Origin of the sequence: Streptomyces sp. NPDC002785, assembly GCF_040295565.1 — a bacterium.
In the GTDB taxonomy this organism is placed as follows: Bacteria; Actinomycetota; Actinomycetes; order Streptomycetales; family Streptomycetaceae; genus Streptomyces.
Genome location: NZ_JBEOVN010000012.1, coordinates 35,190 through 52,069, shown reverse-complemented (window position 1 = coordinate 52,069; position 16,880 = coordinate 35,190). Strand labels below are relative to the sequence as shown.

The following is a 16,880-nucleotide window of genomic DNA, read 5'->3' as shown; positions in this document are numbered from 1 at the left end:
GTCGCGGCGGCGGCGCTCGTGGGCTCATGGCGTGCCCGTGCGCCGGATCGCCGCCTCGATCCCGTCGAGCAGCACGTCGAGTCCGACGGTGAACGTCTCCCGCGCCTCGCGCTCCAGGTACGGCATCGCCTCCTCGCCGGGTGCGGAGGACGGCTGCTGCCCGGTGCCTTCGCTCTCCATCGCGGTCAGGCTCGGATAACGGACCGCGAAGTCGGGCGCCACCTCGCCCAGCAGCGCCGAGCGGGCGAACCACCACTCCTCGTCCGACTCGCCCGTCACCGCCGCGGCCTGCCGCGCCTCGGCGACCGTCCCGGCGCAGCCGCGGACGAAGTGGGACAGCGTGCCGACCAGCCGCCGCAGGAGCGGGGCGTCGAGCCCGGTTCCGTTCAGCAGGCGTACGAGCGTGTCCAGGCCGGCGTACTCGTGCGGGCCGAGGACCGGGCGGGCCGGGGAGACCTGGAGCACCCAGGGGTGGCGGAGGTGGAACGCGAGGGTGTCGCGCGCCCAATCGGTCAGTCCCGCACGCCAGTTGTCGATGTCGGCGTACCGGGTGGGCAGCTCGGCGTGGACGGCGTCATACATGAGGTCCAGCAGCTCGCTCTTGCTGGGGACGTAGGTGTAGAGCGCCATCGCCGTACGGCCGAGCCGCTCGCCCACCGCGCGCATCGAGAGCGCGGCCATGCCGTCCTCGTCGGCGACGGCGATCGCGGCGGTCACGATCGCGTCCACGCTCAGCCCCGGCCTGGGGCCCGGGCCGGGGCTGCGGCGCGGCTGCTCCGGCTGCTCTGCGCGCCACAGCAGGGACATCGAACGGCGGGCGTCGCCCTGTCCGGCAAAGACCACCACTTGCGACTCCTTACGCCGTAAAGTACCTTCGTCGAGGCAATTCCTTATGGCATAAAGTATCAGCCGCAGAGAGTGGGTGCCGCGATGGGGCAGGCGTTGTCCGTGTCGTACGTACGGGTCGCGGGCGTGGAGCGGATCACTCCGCGGACGGCGCGCGTCACCTTCGCCGGGGACGCGCTGCCGGAGCTCATGGAGGACCGGCCCGACCAGCAGATGAAGCTCTGCTTCCCGAGGGAGGGGCAGGAGGTGCCCCGGCTGCCGGAGCCGGACGCCGACGACACGTACGGCATGCGGTGGTACGAGGCGTACCTCGCGATCCCCGAGTCCGAACGTCCGCTGATGCGAAGCTTCACGGTTCGCGCGTACGACCGCCGGCTCGGCCTGATGGTCGTCGACTTCGTGCTCCACGGCGACGACGGCCCCGCCGCCCGCTGGGGCCGGGACGCGCGCCCCGGGGACGTCCTCGGCATGGTCGGCCCGTCGTCGATGTACGCCCGGCCGCTGCCCGCAGCGGACTGGCTGCTGCTGGCCGGCGACGAGACGGCGCTCCCGGCGATCGGGACGCTCCTGGAATCCCTCCCGGCCGGGGCGCGGGCGGTGGTGTACGCAGAGGTCGCCGACGAGGCGGAGGAGCGGGTGCTCGACTCGCCCGGCGAGGTGACCGTCCACTGGGTGCACCGGGACCGGGGTGGGACATTGACGGACGCGGTGAGGGGCGCCGAGCTGCCCGCCGGGACCGGTGCCGCGTGGCTGGCCGGTGAGGCCGGGGCGGTGCGGGCCCTGCGCCGACACCTGGTCGAGGAGCGCGGACTGCCCAGGGCCGCCGTGGAGTTCAGCGGCTACTGGCGTACCAGCCTCACCCAGGACGACGCCCCGACCGAGGAGGATCTGGCCTGGGCGAAGGAGCATGCGGCCCGGGGCCCGGAAGCCTCATAGGCCATGGGCGTGTCCCGCTCCCCGTACTGCCCGGCCGGCCAGTACCTGGGTCCGGCGGCCGTCCTCGATGACGAAGCGGCCGTCGATCAGCACATGCGGGATGCCGGCCGGCAGCGTACGCGGCTCCTCGAACGTCGAACCCGCCGCCACCGTCGCCGGGTCGAAGAGGACCAGGTCCGCGCGGTAGCCCTCGCGTATGTGTCCCCGGTCGGTCAGGCGCAGCCGCTTCGCCGGGCGGGAGGTGAGGTGGGCGACGCACTCCTCCAGTGACAGGATGCCCAACTCCCGTACGTACCGGCCGAGATACTGCGGGAACGTGCCGTATGTGCGCGGGTGCGGCTTGTCGCCCTGGAGGATGCCGTCGCTGCCGCCGGTGTGCACGCGGTGGCGCATGATCTGCTGGATGTTCTCCTCGTGGCCCACGTGCTGGAGGATCGTGGAGCCGAGCCGGTCCTCGATGAGCAGCCGGCGGGCGGTCACCCAGGGGGCCTCGCCGCGCAGGCGGGCGGACTCGGCCACCGTGCGGCCGACATGCCCGGCGAGGGAGGGCACGCTCACGCCCGAGATCTCGATCGTGTCCCACTCGATCGGCACGCCGTGGCAGCCGTCCGAGCCCAGCACCTCCATGTGGTGGCGGATCCGCTCCGCCGTCGCGTCGTCCGCGAGGCGGGTGAGGACCGACTCGGGTCCGCCCTCGCTCGCCCAGCTCGGCAGCATCGCGACGAGGGTCGTGCAGCCGGGCGTGTACGGGTAGGTGTCGAGGGAGATGTCCGCCCCCGCGTCGAGAGCGTCGTCGAGCAGGGCGAGGAGGTCCGGCGCCTTGCCCTTGTTCACGCCGAAGTTCATGGTGGCGTGGGCGAGATGGAGGGCGCAGCCCGCGTTCCTGGTGAGCTGGACCATCTCCTCGTACGCGCCGAGCGCACCCGCCCCGTACGAGCGGTGGTGCGGGCAGTAGTAGCCGCCGTACCCGGCCACCACCCGGCACAGTTCGGTGAGTTCGGCGTCGTTCGCGTACATGCCGGGGGTGTACGTGAGGCCGGAGGACATACCGACCGCGCCGTCCGCCATGCCCTGGGCGACGAGTTCCTTCATCCGGGTCAGCTCGGCGTCGGTGGCCGGTCGGTCCTCCCAGCCCATCGCGTACATCCGGACCGTGCCCTGAGGGATGAGGTAGGCGGCGTTGACCGCGATGCCCCGGCCGTCGAAGTTGCGGTCCAGGCGGTCCAGGTACTCGCCGACCGTGCGCCAGTCGAAGTCGATGCTCGTGTCCTCGGGCGCACCGCCGTTCCAGCCGGTGATGGCGCGGCGGACCTCGGTGAGCGTGCGGTCGTCGACCGGGGCGTACGACAGGCCGTCCTGGCCGAGGACTTCGAGCGTGACCCCCTGCGCGGCCTTGGCGCCGTGGTCCGGGTCGCGGAGCAGTGCGAGATCGCTGTGCGCGTGCATGTCGACGAAGCCGGGGGAGAGGGCGAGCCCGTCGGCGTCGAGGACGCGGCGGGCGGTGGGGCGCGGCCCGGGTGCGTGCTCGGGGTGGATCTCGGCGATCCGGCCGTCGCCGATGCCCACGTCGGCGCGGTGACCGGGGGCGCCGGTGCCGTCGATGACGTACGCGTTGCGGATGACCAGGTCCATGGTGGCCCGCCTTTGGGGGGTTGTTCTCCGCCCGAGGGGGCGAAGAACAACCCCGTGGGGATCAGAAGAAGGTGCGGATGTAGTCCGTGACCGTGCCATCCGCCTCCACCAGCGGAATCAGCTGCCACTTGTCGAAGCTGGTGCACGGGTGCGACAGGCCCATCCCCACCCAGTCACCCACTTCCAGCTCCGCGCCCGGCTCCGTACGTACCCACGCGTGCTGGTCCGACAGGCCGCTCACCGAGACACCCGTCGCGGGCCGGACCGTGCCGTCGCGGCCGGACCGTACGACCTGCGCCTCGGGGAGGTCGAGGTCGTACGCCGCATCCCGCTTGCCCGCGTTGAGGAACGCCTGCTCGGCGGACGGGCGCGACACGACCTGCGCCCACAGCCGGAAGGCGGGCTGCAGTGCCCCCTCGTCCGGGACGCGGTTGAACGGGGTGAGGTGGCGGTAGTGGCCGTCGTCGTGCGAGACGTACGCCCCCGAGCGCAGCAGCTTCAGCACCGGAGCGGAGAGTTCCGGAATCTCCGCCAGCACGTCCGCCACCGCGTCGAACCACGCACTGCCGCCCGCACTGATCACGATCCGCTCGCCGTCCGCGAGCGCCGCGAACCGGCCCGCGCGGTCGAAGGCGACGGCCAGCGCGACGAGCCGGCGCAGCCACTCCCGTACCCGCTCGCCGGACGCGTCCGGCACCTCGCCCTCGTAACCCGCCACGCCCACCAGACGCAGGGTCCCCGTCGCGGCCACGGCGTCGGCGACCGCCGCGCACTCGGCCTCGGTCCGGACACCGGTACGCGCACCCTCGCCCGCGCCCAGCTCGACGACGACATCGACGGGGCGGGTGGCGCCCGCAGTCCGCAGCGCCTCGTCCATCAGCTCCACGCCGCGCTCCGAGTCGACGTAGCAGATGAAGCGGAAGTCCGGGTCGGCGTCCAGCTCGCCGGCGATCCAGCGCAGGGCCGCCGCGTCGACGAGCTCGTTGGCGAGGAAGATCCGCCGGATTCCGTACGCGCGGTAGACCCGCGCCTGGTGCGGCACTGCCGCGGTGATGCCCCAGGCGCCGTACTCCAGCTGGCGGGCGAAGAGCTGCGGGGACATGGAGGTCTTGCCGTGCGGGGCGAAGGCGAGCCCGTGGCGCTCCGCGTACGTCTCCAGAAGGGCCAGATTGTGCTCGACCGACTCGGCGGACAGGGCGAGCACCGGGGTGGTGAAGCCGCCCGTGAAGAGATTGCGTCGCTCGGCGGCGAGGGCGCCGACGGTCAGCCCCTGCGCGTCGGGCGGGAGCGCCTTGAAGCGGTGGTCGACCGGCTCGTCGGCGAGTCCCGCCACGGGGTCGTCGGGGTGGTCGGGGCGGTCAAGGCGGTCGGGACGGTCGGCGGCCAAGGGGGCCTCCTCGATCTGAGTAGTCGTTGCAATATATGCAACAGCCATTGCGCGTATCGCTTAAGGCTGTCTAACATCCGAGCCGACGCCGGGTCAATGGTGCGAGCCGGCGCCGCCCCGCCCGGAGAACCACTGCCCCGAACCGAACCCGCCGACCCCGCGAGGAGCCCCGAGTGTCCGGAACCCCGGCCAGGACCGCCGACGCCGTCACGGCCGCCGACGTCGTGTGCCTCGGCGAGTCGATGGTGACGTTCCTGCCGTCGCAGCCCGGACGACTCGCCGACGTACCTTCCTTCGGCCGCGGCATCGGCGGCGCCGAGTCCAATGTCGCCTGCGCGCTCGCCGCCGCCGGGCACCGGGCGGCCTGGGTCAGCAGGGTCGGGACGGACGGGTTCGGCGACCATCTCGTCGAGGCGATCGCCGGCTACGGGGTCGACACCCGCGCCGTGCAGCGCGATCCGGCGCGGCCCACCGGGATCTACTTCCGTACGGCGACGGACCGGGCCACCGACGTGCACGAGGTCGCGTACTACCGGGCCGGGTCCGCCGCCTCCGCGATGTCCCCGGACAACGTCCCCCACGAGGCGCTGTTCGCGGGCCGTGTCCTGCACCTGTCCGGCATCACGGCGGCGCTCTCCGCCGACTGCCTGGCCCTGCTCCACGACCTGACCGCACCCCGGGCCGGTCGCCCGCTGATCTCCTTCGACGTCAACCACCGGCCGGGCCTGTGGCGCCACACCGACGCGGCGCCCGAGGTGCTCCTGCGCCTGGCCCGCCGCTGCGACCTGGTCTTCGTCGGCGAGGACGAGGCGCAGGAGGCGTGGGGGGTGAAGGGCGCGGAGGCGATTCGCGCGGCGCTGCCGGAGCCGGAGGTGCTGGTCGTCAAACGCGGGTCCGACGGGGCGACGGTGTTTTCGGGGCTTCGCCCCCGGCCCCGTTCCTCGACCGCCCAAGGGGCTGAAAGTGTCACCGCCGTCCCCGCCCTCCGGGTCGACGTCGTCGCCCCCGTCGGCGCCGGTGACGCCTTCGCCGCCGGCTTCCTCTCCGCCACCCTTCGCGACCTCCCTATGCGCGACCGCGTCCGGCACGGCCACCTCATGGCCGCCGCCGTCCTCACCGTCCCCGGCGACCTCACCGACCCTCCGGCCCGCGCTCACGCCGACCGCCTTGCCGCACTGGACGACGAGGCCTGGGGGAGACTTCGTCTCGGCCCCGGGTGGACGGGGGACGACCAGGAGGTACGTACGACATGAGTCAGACCGTTGACCGGGCGCTGAGCATCCTGCCGCTGCTCGCGCAGGGTCCCGCCGACCTCGGCCAGGTCGCCGAGCGGCTCGGCGTCCACAAGTCCACCGCGCTGCGCCTGCTCCGTACGCTCCACGAGCACGGACTCGTCTACCGCCAGCAGGACCAGCGCTACCGCCTCGGCGCCCGGCTCTTCGCGCTCGCGCAGGAGGCCGTCGAGAACCTCGACGTACGGGAGATCGCCCATCCCCACCTCGTCGCACTCAACGAGAGCTGCGGCCACACCGTGCATCTCGCGGTGTACGAGGAGCACGAGGTCCTCTACATCGACAAGGTCGAGAGCCGCTACCCGGTCCGGATGTACTCGCGGATCGGGAAGCCCGTCGCGATCACCGTCGCCGCCGTGGCGAAGCTGCTCCTCGCCGATCTCACCGAGCCCGAGCGGCGCGCCATCGCCGAGAAGCTCGACTACCCCATGTACACGTCCCGTTCGACCCCGAACGCCGGTGCCTTCCTCAAGGAGCTCGCCGTCGTCCGCGAACAGGGCTGGGCCACCGACCTCGGCGGCCACGAGGAGTCCATCAACTGCATCGGCGCCCCCATCCGGGGTGCGGACGGGCGGATCGTCGCAGCGATGTCGGTCTCCGCACCCAATGTCGTCGTCACGGCCGAGGAACTCCTCACCCTGCTCCCCCTGGTGCGCCGCACCGCCGACACCATCAGCCGGGAGTACTCCGGCACCAACCAACCCAAGAAAGCCTGAACAGCCATGACCGAGAAGATCGCCCTCACCCCGAGCACCCACACCACGCCGCCCGCGAAGTTCTCGCACGGGGTGAAGAAGGGGAACATCCTCCAGGTCGCCGGCCAGGTCGGCTTCCTCCCCACCGTTGAGGGCCAGGCCCCGACCCCGGCCGGTCCGACGCTGCGCGAGCAGACCCTCCAGACCTTCGCCAACGTCAAGGCGATCCTGGAGGAGGGCGGCGCGAGCTGGGACGACGTGATGATGATGCGCGTCTACCTCACGGACGTCGACCACTTCGCCGAGATGAACGAGATCTACAACACCTACTTCGGCGAGCAGAACCTCAAGGCGGCCCCCGCCGCCCGCACGACGGTCTACGTCGGCCTCCCCAAGGGCCTGCTCATCGAGATCGACGCGCTCGCGGTCCTCGGCTGAACCAGCTGATCCACTTCCCGCAGCCGTTCCTGGGTCCGTCGGTCACGGGACGCCGAGTTCGAAAAGGGCGTAGCCCGCGTACGAGCCGGAAGCCAGGGCCGCGACGCCGAGGAGCATGAGCTGGTGGGTCAGGCTGAGGCGGCGCAGGGCGAGGGCGAGCGGGAGGAAAAGCGGGAAGAGGGGGAGCAGATAGCGGGAGACGTTGGCGAATATCTGCTGGCTGCCCAGGATGAGGACAAGGGTGAGGACGGTGTAGACCATCAGGACGGCCGGGGGACGCAGCCGGATCAGCAGCGAGAGCAGTGCGAGCGAGAGCAGGACGACACCGACGCCGATCAGGTCCGCGAAGGGCCAGGCGGAGAGGTAGTCGGAGTGGCCCACCGGGACGGATGTGAGGACCTTGAGGGTGTGCCGGCCGTAGTCCCACTCGTGGGCCCAGGCATCGGACTGAAGTTTGAAGTAGCCGCCGTAGTCGCCCATTTGGTGACCCACCCAGCCGATATAGGTGAGGAGGCCGAGCGGGGCGACGGCCATCGCGGCCACCGGACGCAGGATGCCGTCCCGGCGACGGTGGAGCGCGAGCAGGGCCGCGACGGTGACGGCGGCGATCAGCGCCCCGGCGGTGGGCCGGTTGAGCCCTGCCGCGCAGGTGAGGAGACCGGCGGTGAGCCAGCGGCGGCTCAGGACGGCATGGCAGGCCCAGACGGCCAGGGCCACGTAGAGGGAGTCGGAGTAGACCGCCCACTCCGCGCCGGAACCGGGCCAGACGGCCCAGAGTCCGGCCGCGGCCAGCCCGGCCCGTCTGCCGCCGAGGCGTTCGGTGATGGCGTAGATGCCCAGGGCGGCGGCCAAGGAGGCGACGACGGAGACCAGCAGGCCGGCGCCGTACGAGCCGAGGCCGGTGAGCTCGGAGACCAGCCGCATCAGCGCCGGGTAGAGCGGGAAGAACGCCGCCGAGTTCCCTTCGAGGGTGATCGGGCCAGTGGCGCCGGGGATCGGGATCAGCTGAGGGTCGTACCCGTGCTCGGCGATCTGCTGGTACCACCAGCCGTCCCAGCTGGCCAGGACGTCCCACGGGTGGGCGCCGCCGCCGAAGCGCGGGTGCTTCGTGCGGTAGTCCCCGGCGGAGTGCAGCAGCCACATGAAGGAGGCGAAGCCGATGAACTTGAGCGTGCCGTAGACGGCCAGTACGGGGCCGTAGTGCTCGGCTGTGCGGCGCAGCCGGCGCCGGCGGTCGGGGCTCGTGGTGGCCGGCTGCTGCGACAGCCTCGCGTTCCAGCTCAGGGTGCCGGTCGCGATCGTACGGGCGGTGGCCTTGATCATGCGCGGAACACCCATACCCGGAAGAAGAGGAACCGCAGCAGCGTCGCGGCCAGGTTGGCGGCGAGGAGTACGGCGAGTTCGATGGCCTGCCCGGCCGAGGGCACCGCGTGATGCAGGGCGGCGAGCGATCCGCCGGTGAGCGCCAGGCCGATCAGGAGGACGACCAGGCCCCTGCCCTGGTGGCGCAGCACACCGCCGCGGCCACGGAGGCCGAAGGTGAGCCGCCTGTTCACGGCCGTGTTGGCGACGGCGCAGACCAGCAGCGCGAGTGCGTTGGCGGCCTGGGATCCGGCCACCGGGCGCAGCGCCGCGTAGAGGAGCAGGTATGCGAGGGTGCTGACGGCTCCTACGGCGGCGAAGCACACGAGCTGGGTGACGAGCCTGCCCGGTGCGTCGGCGCCGCCGTCGCGCAGCGACCCGCCCGGCAGCAGCGTGTTCCGCGCCAGTGCCTTGCCGATCCTGGCGATGCCGCGCAGGTCGGCCAGTGCCGTGGGGAGGATGTCGACCCGGGTGTCGGGATCGTCCACCCAGTCGACCGGCACCTCATGGATGCGCAGCCCGGCACGCTCGGCGATCACCAGCAGTTCGGTGTCGAAGAACCACTCCGAGTCCTGTATGAGGGGGAGCAGTCGCTCGGCCACATCACGCCGCACCGCCTTGAATCCGCACTGCGCGTCGGAGAAGCCCACGGCGAGGACGGAGCGCAGGAGGGCGTTGTAGCAACGAGAGGTGATCTCTCGCTTGGGGCCGCGCACCACCCGGGAACCGGGGGCCAGGCGGGTGCCGATGGCGATATCGGAGTGGCCGGAGAGCAGTGGGGCCACGAGCGGCAGCAACGCCGTCAGTTCCGTGGACAGGTCCACGTCCATGTACGCGAGTACGGGGGCCGACGAGAGCGACCAGGCGGTACGCAGCGCCCGGCCGCGCCCCTTCTCGGCCAGCCGGAGCCACTGTGCTTCGGGCAGTTCGTCTGCCAGCCGAGCGGCGATTTGCGGGGTGCTGTCCGTGCTGGCGTTGTCGGCGATGGTGATACGGAACGGATAGGGGAAGGTCTCGCGCAGGTGTGCGTGGAGCCGCCGCACGCTCGGCTCCAAGTCTTTCTCCTCATTGAACACGGGGACGACCACGTCCAGGACGGGCTCCGGATGATGCGTCGTCACCGGTGTGCGGTGCGGTAGTCGGCTCAGGTCCTTCAGGGCAAGTGACCCTTGGGTTCTCATGTTTTGTCCTTTTTGTGGCCTGGTACGGGGCAGGCCGAAGACGCTCGGGGCGACGGTGTGCTACGGCGTTACGGGGTGGCGAGCGAGGACGAGGTGGTCGACGGCTGGTTCCGCGCGGTCGCCGTACCCGAAGGCGGGGCCGAGGTCGAGGGCGGCGACTCGCGCTCCGTGCTCCCCGGTGAAGCCTCGGTGGCCGTGGCCGGACTCCCGGTCGTGCCCGGCGGCATGATCGCGGCGGTCCCGTCCGGGGGCGCGGGGGTAGTAGAGGTGGCCGAGGAGGAACTCGGGGGCGCGTCGGGTGTCGCGGGCGAGGCGGACGGCGACGGGCTCGTCGTGGGCTGTGGGCCGGGGTGGCTGGGCTCGACCCGGGTCGCATGGCCGGGCAGCAGGAACAGCCCGACACTGAGGCCGACGACGGCCAGGGCGGAGCCGGCTGCCCTCTGCGCGGCCCGTCTCCGACGGCGGACACGCACCCCTGCCCAGAGGCGTTCCCGGTGCTTCGGCTCGAACGGTGCGGGCGCCTCGGTGTCGCGCATCATCTGCGCCAGCTGCCGCTCGAAGTGATCCATGGGGTTCTCCTTCACCGCACCGGCTCGTTCACATTGCCCAGGAGCTGCCTCAGTCGCGCCACTCCGCGTGCGGCGTGGGACCGAGCCGTGCCCACCGGGCACCCGAGCGCCTCCGCCACCTGCCCCTCGGGCAGGTCCTGGTAGTAGCGCAGCACCACCGCCACCCTCTGCTTCGGCGACAACTGGGCCAGCGCGGCCTCCAGCCGAGAACGCTCCGCCACGTCCGCGGACACATCGCCGACCACCGCCGCCTCGGGCAGCTGTTCGACGGGGCGTTCACCCCACCAACGCCGCTGTCCCGAGCGTGCCGCCGCACGCATCATCACCTTGCGGACGTACGGCTCCGGTGCGTCATCCGCGACCTTGGGCCAGGCGAACCAGAGCTTGACCAAGGACTCCTGCAACAAGTCCTCGGCCCGATGCCGATCGCCTCCGACGAGCAGACGGGCCAGGTGGACCAGCGCCGACCAGCGGGCAGCCACGAACTCGTCGAACGCACGGGCTCGACTCTGCTCCATCCGCACTGTCCCTGTTCTCGCCGGTTGCCTACACCCTGTAAAAGGCACTGGCGTGCGACCCACGATGCACCGGCGGCCCGTGATCTGGGTCACATGGCATGTCAGCGACAAGCGCGAGAGGCTTTTCCGTCCTTTCCCGTCCCGTCCCCTCAGCGACGCCGACGACGAGGAAGCGGTTCGACGGCCCCGCCCGACGGCCACCCGCCCGACGGGAAGGGCACCGCCGTCGAAGACCAATGGTGACGGCCGCATGCAGCAGCGCCGCCGGGGGAGCGGCGGCGCTGCTGGTCACTGGTGCCCTGGTCTTACCTGTGCTCCGCAGGCGTTTACTCGCGCCGTTACCGGTGTGAGGCCCCCGGCCCGGGGGTGGGTGGTACCACTTGGTGGGCAGCGCGGATGCGCCGTCCCTCGGTTCTGATGTTCTGGCCTGCGTTGTGGTCCCGGTCATGCTGGGCACCACACGCGAAGCACGTCCAGCTTCGAACGTGAAGGGGTTTCGGTCCGTCGCGGTGTCCGCAGGCGGAACAGATCTGGGAGGACGGAAAGGCCCGGTCCACCTTGGTCAGGGTGCGCCCGTACCGCGCGGCCTTGTACTCCAGCATGGTCACGAACGCCGACCAGCCCGCGTCGTGCACGGATTTCGCCAGCTTTGTGCGGGCCAGAGCCTTCACGCTCAGGCTCTCCACACTGACCGTTTGGTTCTCACGGATCAGTTTCGTGGACAGCTTGTGGTGAAAGTCCCGGCGCGCGTCCGCCACCTTCGCATGAGCGCGAGCGACCCTGGCCCGCTGCTTGTCCCGGTTCTTCGACCCCTTCGTCTTCCGCGACAGGCTCCGCTGCTCGCGTTTGATTTTCTTCTCCGCCCGGCGCAAAAACCGGGGCGACCGCACGCGGGAGCCATCCGCCATCACAGCAAAGTGGGTCAGCCCCAGGTCGATGCCCTGGTCACGGTCGAGCGACGGCAGAGCCTCGTCCGCCGGGTCTGTCTCCACAACGAAACTGGCCCAGTACCGGCCGGCCGCATCCTTGATCACCGTCACCGTGGACGGGACCGACGGCAGGGTCCGGGACCAGCGCACCCGCACCGGGCCGATCTTCGGCAGGTTCAGCTTCCCGTCCGCCGCGATCGACCACTTGGCATTCGCGGTGAACCGCACGCACTGGCGGCCGTCCCGCTTCGACTTGAACCGCGGCTCGCTGACCTTCGGACCCTTCCGGGTGCCCTTGACGCTCGCGAAGAAACCCCGGTACGCCGCATCCAGATCCCGCAACGACTGCTGCAGCACCACCGACGACACCTCCCCGAGCCAGGACCGCTCGGGGGTCTTCTTCGCCTCGGTGATGTACCGCTTCGACAGCTCCGCCGACGACGGAAACGGCAAACCCTGCTCATGGGCCTGCTTCCTGGCCCACAGGCAGTCGTTGAACACCACCCGCGCACAACCGAACGCCCGGCCCAACGCAAGACGCTGGCCTGGGCCCGGCTCGATTCGAAACGCGTAACGAAGCTGCACACACACGACCGTACGACCGCCACTCGACGACCCGTGCGACAAGATCAGAACTGGCAGACATTGCCGCCCCCGTGATCCAAACCGCACCATCGCGACCACAACCCCCACAATCCGCTCCCCCGAAACGCACCGGACGCACACCGGAGAAGATGCACACCAGCCGAGCAACCACGCCGGCCGGTAGGCGGGTCCAGACCAAGTGAACGGCCGTTCAGAGGTTCCGCAACAGCCGTGGACCCATAACGGATTGACGTTTTGTTGAGCCCGGGTGCCCCGTGCGGGTGATGCGGTCAAGATGCTCGGACAGTGGCGAACCGCCTCCCCGCCACGGTCCTGTGCGGCAGGTTCCGCATCCGGCCTGACGTGCGGAGATGGATGTCCGGTCGCAGGTAATCGGAAGGTGGATTCGTAACGCTCCGCTGTCGTGCGGGAGTTAACGATTTTCGGTTTGATCCGATTTGGTATGGGGGCGTTGTGCAGGTGGCTCGCACAGGTTGTCGTACTGGCCTCCCAAAAGTGTTCTCTGCCAGGTAAGTCGTGGATAAAGTGCTGCAGAACCGCGGAGCAGGAGCGATTGCGGCCGACGTCATGACCGTCGTCCGGCCGGAGCCGAAACGGGGAACAGCGTGCCGACCGCAATAGCAGTGACCAGTGCTGATTTGGTACTACCTCCGACCGACCAGCAGACACCGACAGCTGCCCTGCTGCAGGCGCCCGACGCGCAGGCGCTGGAGATGGCCATCGGTGACATGCATGTGCTGCTCGAACAGCACGGCTACGTCGTCGTCGTCTACTCGACCGGCATCGCGCCCGCCCACGAACGCCGGCTCTACTCCGTACGGTCCGTTCTGGAGAGCGACCGCATCGCCCTGCTCAAGGTGGACCTCCCCCCCTTGGGCATTGCCGTGCTGGTGAGGCAGCTCCGCCAGCTGTCCATCTGTGACTTCAGCCCGGGAGTGGTCGCCTCCGCCGCCCGGCTGCTGTCCCACTACATCCACGCGGGCGCCCTGCTGAACTCCGTCACCAAGTTCGACCGGGTCCCCGTCGACCTCAGGACGCACGCCAAGTCATGGGTGCCGGGCTCCCAGTTCGCCGTGGTCGCGGGGACCAACCCGCAGCTCGTCAAGGTCGGCCCGAAGGCGGACCCACCGACCGGCCCGGAATTCGCCACCCATCTGATGACCGCCAAAGGGCAGTCGCAGTCCGAGTGGGTGAAGCAGACCCTCGCACCCGCCTGGCAGGTCCAGTCCATTCACGAGACCGCGCTTCCTTCCGATTCCCCGGCATGGTGGGGAACCGGAAAGCTGGTCGAATTCGCTGCCTATCTTCCAGACATCTCCGTCCTGTACCAACTGGTTTCCTCCGTACGTCGGGAGAGCTGCCGCTGGTGCGGAATGGATCTCATCGGTGACCGCTGCGGGTTCTGCTCCTCCCCGCTACCCGCAGCCCAGAACCGCATGCACTCCGCCGGTGTCCTCAGCCGGCAAGCGCCCGCACCACCGCAGTCCTAGCGCTTCCGCTTTCCTCCGTAGACGCCCTTCTGTCCGCTGCCCCACGCATCCGATTCGAACGAGGTTGTCCGGCCCATGAACTCCCGCCAGCGCCGCGGCGTGATACTCCTGCTTTTGTCGGTTCTGTGCGCCTTCGGCGCCTTCGCCGGCGTGCTCTCGGTGATCAGTGATGTCAACACCAAGGTCGGCCCCGAGGTCTCGGCCTACCAGTTGAAGTCCGACGTCGCTCCCTATACCGCTCTGTCGTCCGGGCAGTTCGAGAAGATCTCGATGCCGAAGCGCTGGCTCTCCACCAACGCGGTCACCGACCTCTCCGAGGTGAACGGCAAGATCGCCGTCACCCAGCTGCGCAGGGGCTCGCTGCTTCAGTCCGACATGATGCAGAAGCGCCCCGAACTGCAGCCCGGGGAGCAGGAGATCGCCATCATGATCGACGCCGCGACCGGTGTCGCAGGCAAGATCACCCCCGGCGCCACGGTCAACATCTACGCCACCTTCGCCGGTGAGCGAGATGGCGACCCCTCCCAGTCGAAGGTCATCGTCTCGAACGCCAAGGTGCTGGACGTCGGCAAGCTGACCGCCCTGGAGCCGAGCCGCGACGGCAAGTCCGGCATGGGCACCGAGGCCGTCCCGATCACCTTCGCACTCAACACGCTCGACACCCAGCGCATCGCCTACGCCGAATCCTTCGCGGAGCACGTACGCCTCGCGCTCCTCGCCTCCGGCAGTGACAGCACCATCCGCCCGGGCGACCGCACCTACACGATCGACAAGGACAAGTGAGGATCGAATGACCACCAGGATCCTCCCGGCCGTCGGTGACGTCGACGCGGCCAGATCCGTCACCACCCTGCTCAGCCAGCTCCCCGACGCGGAACCGGCCACTCCGGCCAGTGACTCGACCCAGCTCATCGACACCCTCGCCCGGCTCGCGGGCGAATCGCTCGAGGAGCTGCCCGAGGTGGTGCTGGTCCACGAGCGGATCGGTCCGGTACCGGCACTGGAACTGATCCGGGAGGTCTCCCTGCGCTTCCCCGCCATCGGGGTCGTGCTGATCACCGCCGACGTCACCCCCGGCCTCTTCGCGTCCGCCATGGAGTCGGGTGCGCGAGGCGTCGTCACCCTCCCCCTCAGTTACGAGGAACTGGTCAACCGGGTTCAGTCCGCCGCCCAGTGGTCCGTCGGCGTCCGCCGCCACCTGAGCACCGCAGCCGAGGTCTTCACCGGCCCCGGCGGTACCGTCATCACGGTCAGCGGCGCCAAGGGCGGAGTCGGAGCCACCGTCACCGCCGTACAAATCGCCCTGGCGGCCCAGACATCCGGGCGCTCCGTCGCACTGGTCGACATGGACCTCCAGGCCGGCGACATCGGCTCGTACCTCGATGTGCAGTTCCGGCGTTCCATCGTCGACCTGTCGGCCATCACCGACATCTCGCCGCGCGTCCTGTCCGACGCCGTGTTCAGCCATGACTCCGGCCTCGCACTGCTCCTGGCACCCGGCGAGGGCGAGAGCGCCGAGGAGGTCAGCGACCGCTCGGCCCGGCAGGTCGTCAGCGCCCTGCGCTCACGCTACGAGGTCGTGGTGATCGACTGCGGCAGCCAGCTGCAGGGTGCCAGCGCCGCGGCCATCGAGATGGCCGACACGGCGCTGCTGGTCACCACGCCCGACGTGATCGCGGTGCGCGGGGCCAAGCGCCTCGTACGGATGTGGGAACGGCTCCAGATCCGCAAGGCGGAGGAGACGGTCACCGTGGTCAACCGGTTCATCCGCAACACCGAGATCCAGCCGCAGCTGATCGAGAAGATCACCGGGACCCGGACGGCCAACACCGCCGTTCCCGCGAACTTCAAAGAACTCCAGAACGTCGTCGACGCGGGCCGGCTGCACGAACTCGACTCCAAGAGCACCGTGAAACAGGCCCTCTGGGCCCTTGCGGGCGAGCTGGGCATCGTGAAGGTTCCTGAGAAGGCCGAGAAGAACGGCGCCAGGAGCGGCGGAATGTTCAAGAACGACCGGGGCTCGATCGGGCGTCCACGCATCGGCAGACGCGACGGCGACGCCCGGAACCGGTCGACGACCAAGGGGGCAAGTTGACCAATGGCACTTACCGAGACGGCAGACATGGAGATACGGGGAAGGCGTTGCGGTGAGCCATCCCCGGCCCGGGGACTGAGGCGGGGCCGGTGGCACGGCCGCCTGCTCGGCCGCAAGCGTGACCGCGGCCAGAGTGCGATCGAGTTCCTGGGCGTCACACCGCTGATCATCCTGCTGGCGGTCGCGCTCTGGCAGTGCGCGCTGATCGGCTACACGTTCAGCCTGGCGGGGAACGCGGCGGACAAGGCGGCGCATCAGGGGGCCATCACGGAGGGCCTGCGGGTGCAGGAATGCCGGCACGCGGCCAAGGAGCACCTGCCGAGGGCCTGGCGCAAGTCGATGAAGCAGACGACGTGCCGGACCTCGGGCGGCATGTACAAGGCCAAGGTCAAGCTGCAAGTGCCGGTCCTGGTGCCCGGTGTACTCAACTGGCCGTTTCCAGTCGAAGGCAACGCCGCGTTCCCGCTGGAGGGCTGAGCGATGAGCAAGCGCACGCACACACCCGGCCGGACGGCCGCTGCCACCACCGCCACCCCCCGCCGAGATCGCGGCCAGGTCGCCATCGAGTATCTGGGCTTCCTCCCCCTGCTGCTCCTGGTCGGCCTCCTCGCGATCCAGGCCGGCCTCGCCGCGTACGCCGCCAACCAAGCGGGGACCGGGGCCCGGGCGGGAGCCCGTACGGCCAGCATGTCGACGGGCGGCTGCGACGAGCAGGATGTCAAGGACGCGATGAGCGGCTGGACCGCCGACCGGGCCGAGATCTTGCCCTCCTCTTCCTCCTCCTTCGACGAGGTCACCTGCACCGTCAGTGTCGACGTGCCCGACATCATCCCGGGCGTCCATATCTGGGGTCCGGCCGAACGCAGTTCCACGATGCCGCGCACCTGACCCTGCGGCGCACCAC

The 16,880-nt window shown here is 70.2% G+C and carries 17 protein-coding genes; 9 read left to right on the top strand and 8 right to left on the bottom strand.

Annotated features, from left to right (window positions below):
• Positions 1 to 24 precede the first annotated feature (24 nt).
• Positions 25 to 846, bottom strand: coding sequence for a TetR/AcrR family transcriptional regulator C-terminal domain-containing protein (locus ABTZ94_RS05715; protein WP_351197840.1), 822 nt, complete (start codon positions 844 to 846; stop codon positions 25 to 27).
• Positions 847 to 930: 84 nt separating this feature from the next.
• Between ABTZ94_RS05715 and ABTZ94_RS05710 the strand changes: the two genes are divergently transcribed.
• The gene (locus tag ABTZ94_RS05710; RefSeq protein WP_351197838.1) at positions 931 to 1,782 is read left to right on the top strand and encodes a siderophore-interacting protein; all 852 of its coding nucleotides are present in this window, start codon (positions 931 to 933) and stop codon (positions 1,780 to 1,782) included.
• Here ABTZ94_RS05710 and ABTZ94_RS05705 read toward each other — a convergent pair.
• Positions 1,777 to 3,414, bottom strand: a complete 1,638-nt coding sequence (locus ABTZ94_RS05705; RefSeq protein WP_351197836.1) for an N-acyl-D-amino-acid deacylase family protein — start codon at positions 3,412 to 3,414, stop codon at positions 1,777 to 1,779. The two genes, ABTZ94_RS05710 and ABTZ94_RS05705, sit on opposite strands and share 6 nt — an antisense overlap.
• Before the next feature lie 61 nt (positions 3,415 to 3,475).
• Complete coding sequence (locus ABTZ94_RS05700; protein WP_351197834.1) at positions 3,476 to 4,849, bottom strand: alanine racemase; 1,374 nt, start codon at positions 4,847 to 4,849, stop codon at positions 3,476 to 3,478.
• A 125-nt stretch (positions 4,850 to 4,974) separates the two neighbouring features.
• Here ABTZ94_RS05700 and ABTZ94_RS05695 point away from each other — a divergent pair, with 125 nt between their 5' ends.
• From ABTZ94_RS05695 to ABTZ94_RS05685, 3 genes are read left to right on the top strand one after another with little or no spacing between them, the layout of a single operon-like run.
• Entirely contained in the window at positions 4,975 to 6,054 is a 1,080-nt protein-coding gene (locus tag ABTZ94_RS05695) for a sugar kinase (RefSeq protein WP_351197832.1), read from the top strand.
• Entirely contained in the window at positions 6,051 to 6,809 is a 759-nt protein-coding gene (locus ABTZ94_RS05690; protein WP_351197830.1) for an IclR family transcriptional regulator, read from the top strand. Before ABTZ94_RS05695 ends, ABTZ94_RS05690 begins: the two co-directional genes overlap by 4 nt.
• A 6-nt stretch (positions 6,810 to 6,815) precedes the next feature.
• Complete coding sequence (locus ABTZ94_RS05685; RefSeq protein WP_351197828.1) at positions 6,816 to 7,226, top strand: RidA family protein; 411 nt, start codon at positions 6,816 to 6,818, stop codon at positions 7,224 to 7,226.
• Between the two features lie 42 nt (positions 7,227 to 7,268).
• Here ABTZ94_RS05685 and ABTZ94_RS05680 read toward each other — a convergent pair whose 3' ends face one another.
• From ABTZ94_RS05680 to ABTZ94_RS05660, 5 genes are all read right to left on the bottom strand, one after another.
• Entirely contained in the window at positions 7,269 to 8,549 is a 1,281-nt protein-coding gene (locus tag ABTZ94_RS05680) for a glycosyltransferase family 39 protein (protein WP_351197826.1), read from the bottom strand.
• Positions 8,546 to 9,769, bottom strand: coding sequence for a bifunctional glycosyltransferase family 2/GtrA family protein (locus tag ABTZ94_RS05675; protein ID WP_351197824.1), 1,224 nt, complete (start codon positions 9,767 to 9,769; stop codon positions 8,546 to 8,548). The genes ABTZ94_RS05680 and ABTZ94_RS05675 overlap by 4 nt, the downstream gene beginning before the upstream one ends.
• Before the next feature lie 68 nt (positions 9,770 to 9,837).
• Positions 9,838 to 10,338, bottom strand: coding sequence for a hypothetical protein (locus ABTZ94_RS05670; protein ID WP_351197823.1), 501 nt, complete (start codon positions 10,336 to 10,338; stop codon positions 9,838 to 9,840).
• An 11-nt stretch (positions 10,339 to 10,349) separates the two neighbouring features.
• Positions 10,350 to 10,856 carry a SigE family RNA polymerase sigma factor gene (locus ABTZ94_RS05665; RefSeq protein WP_351197822.1) on the bottom strand — a complete coding sequence of 169 codons (507 nt, stop codon included), beginning with the start codon at positions 10,854 to 10,856 and terminating at the stop codon, positions 10,350 to 10,352.
• Between the two features lie 338 nt (positions 10,857 to 11,194).
• Positions 11,195 to 12,370: an RNA-guided endonuclease InsQ/TnpB family protein gene (locus ABTZ94_RS05660; protein WP_351197820.1), complete on the bottom strand. Its 1,176-nt coding sequence runs from the start codon at positions 12,368 to 12,370 to the stop codon at positions 11,195 to 11,197.
• Between the two features lie 644 nt (positions 12,371 to 13,014).
• On the opposite strand from ABTZ94_RS05660, the gene ABTZ94_RS05655 reads away from it, so the two are divergent.
• The 5 genes from ABTZ94_RS05655 to ABTZ94_RS05635 all read left to right on the top strand — a co-directional run bounded on the left by ABTZ94_RS05655 (position 13,015) and on the right by ABTZ94_RS05635 (position 16,864).
• Positions 13,015 to 13,881 (top strand): hypothetical protein, encoded by an 867-nt coding sequence (locus ABTZ94_RS05655; protein ID WP_351197818.1) that lies wholly within the window; start codon positions 13,015 to 13,017, stop codon positions 13,879 to 13,881.
• 75 nt (positions 13,882 to 13,956) lie between these two features.
• The gene (cpaB, locus tag ABTZ94_RS05650) at positions 13,957 to 14,664 is read left to right on the top strand and encodes a Flp pilus assembly protein CpaB (protein ID WP_351197816.1); all 708 of its coding nucleotides are present in this window, start codon (positions 13,957 to 13,959) and stop codon (positions 14,662 to 14,664) included.
• Between the two features lie 7 nt (positions 14,665 to 14,671).
• Positions 14,672 to 15,976, top strand: a complete 1,305-nt coding sequence (locus tag ABTZ94_RS05645; RefSeq protein WP_351197814.1) for a CpaE/TadZ family protein — start codon at positions 14,672 to 14,674, stop codon at positions 15,974 to 15,976.
• A 3-nt stretch (positions 15,977 to 15,979) separates the two neighbouring features.
• Complete coding sequence (locus ABTZ94_RS05640) at positions 15,980 to 16,453, top strand: TadE family protein (protein ID WP_351197812.1); 474 nt, start codon at positions 15,980 to 15,982, stop codon at positions 16,451 to 16,453.
• 3 nt (positions 16,454 to 16,456) lie between these two features.
• Positions 16,457 to 16,864 (top strand): TadE/TadG family type IV pilus assembly protein, encoded by a 408-nt coding sequence (locus ABTZ94_RS05635; RefSeq protein WP_351197810.1) that lies wholly within the window; start codon positions 16,457 to 16,459, stop codon positions 16,862 to 16,864.
• Positions 16,865 to 16,880 lie beyond the last annotated feature (16 nt).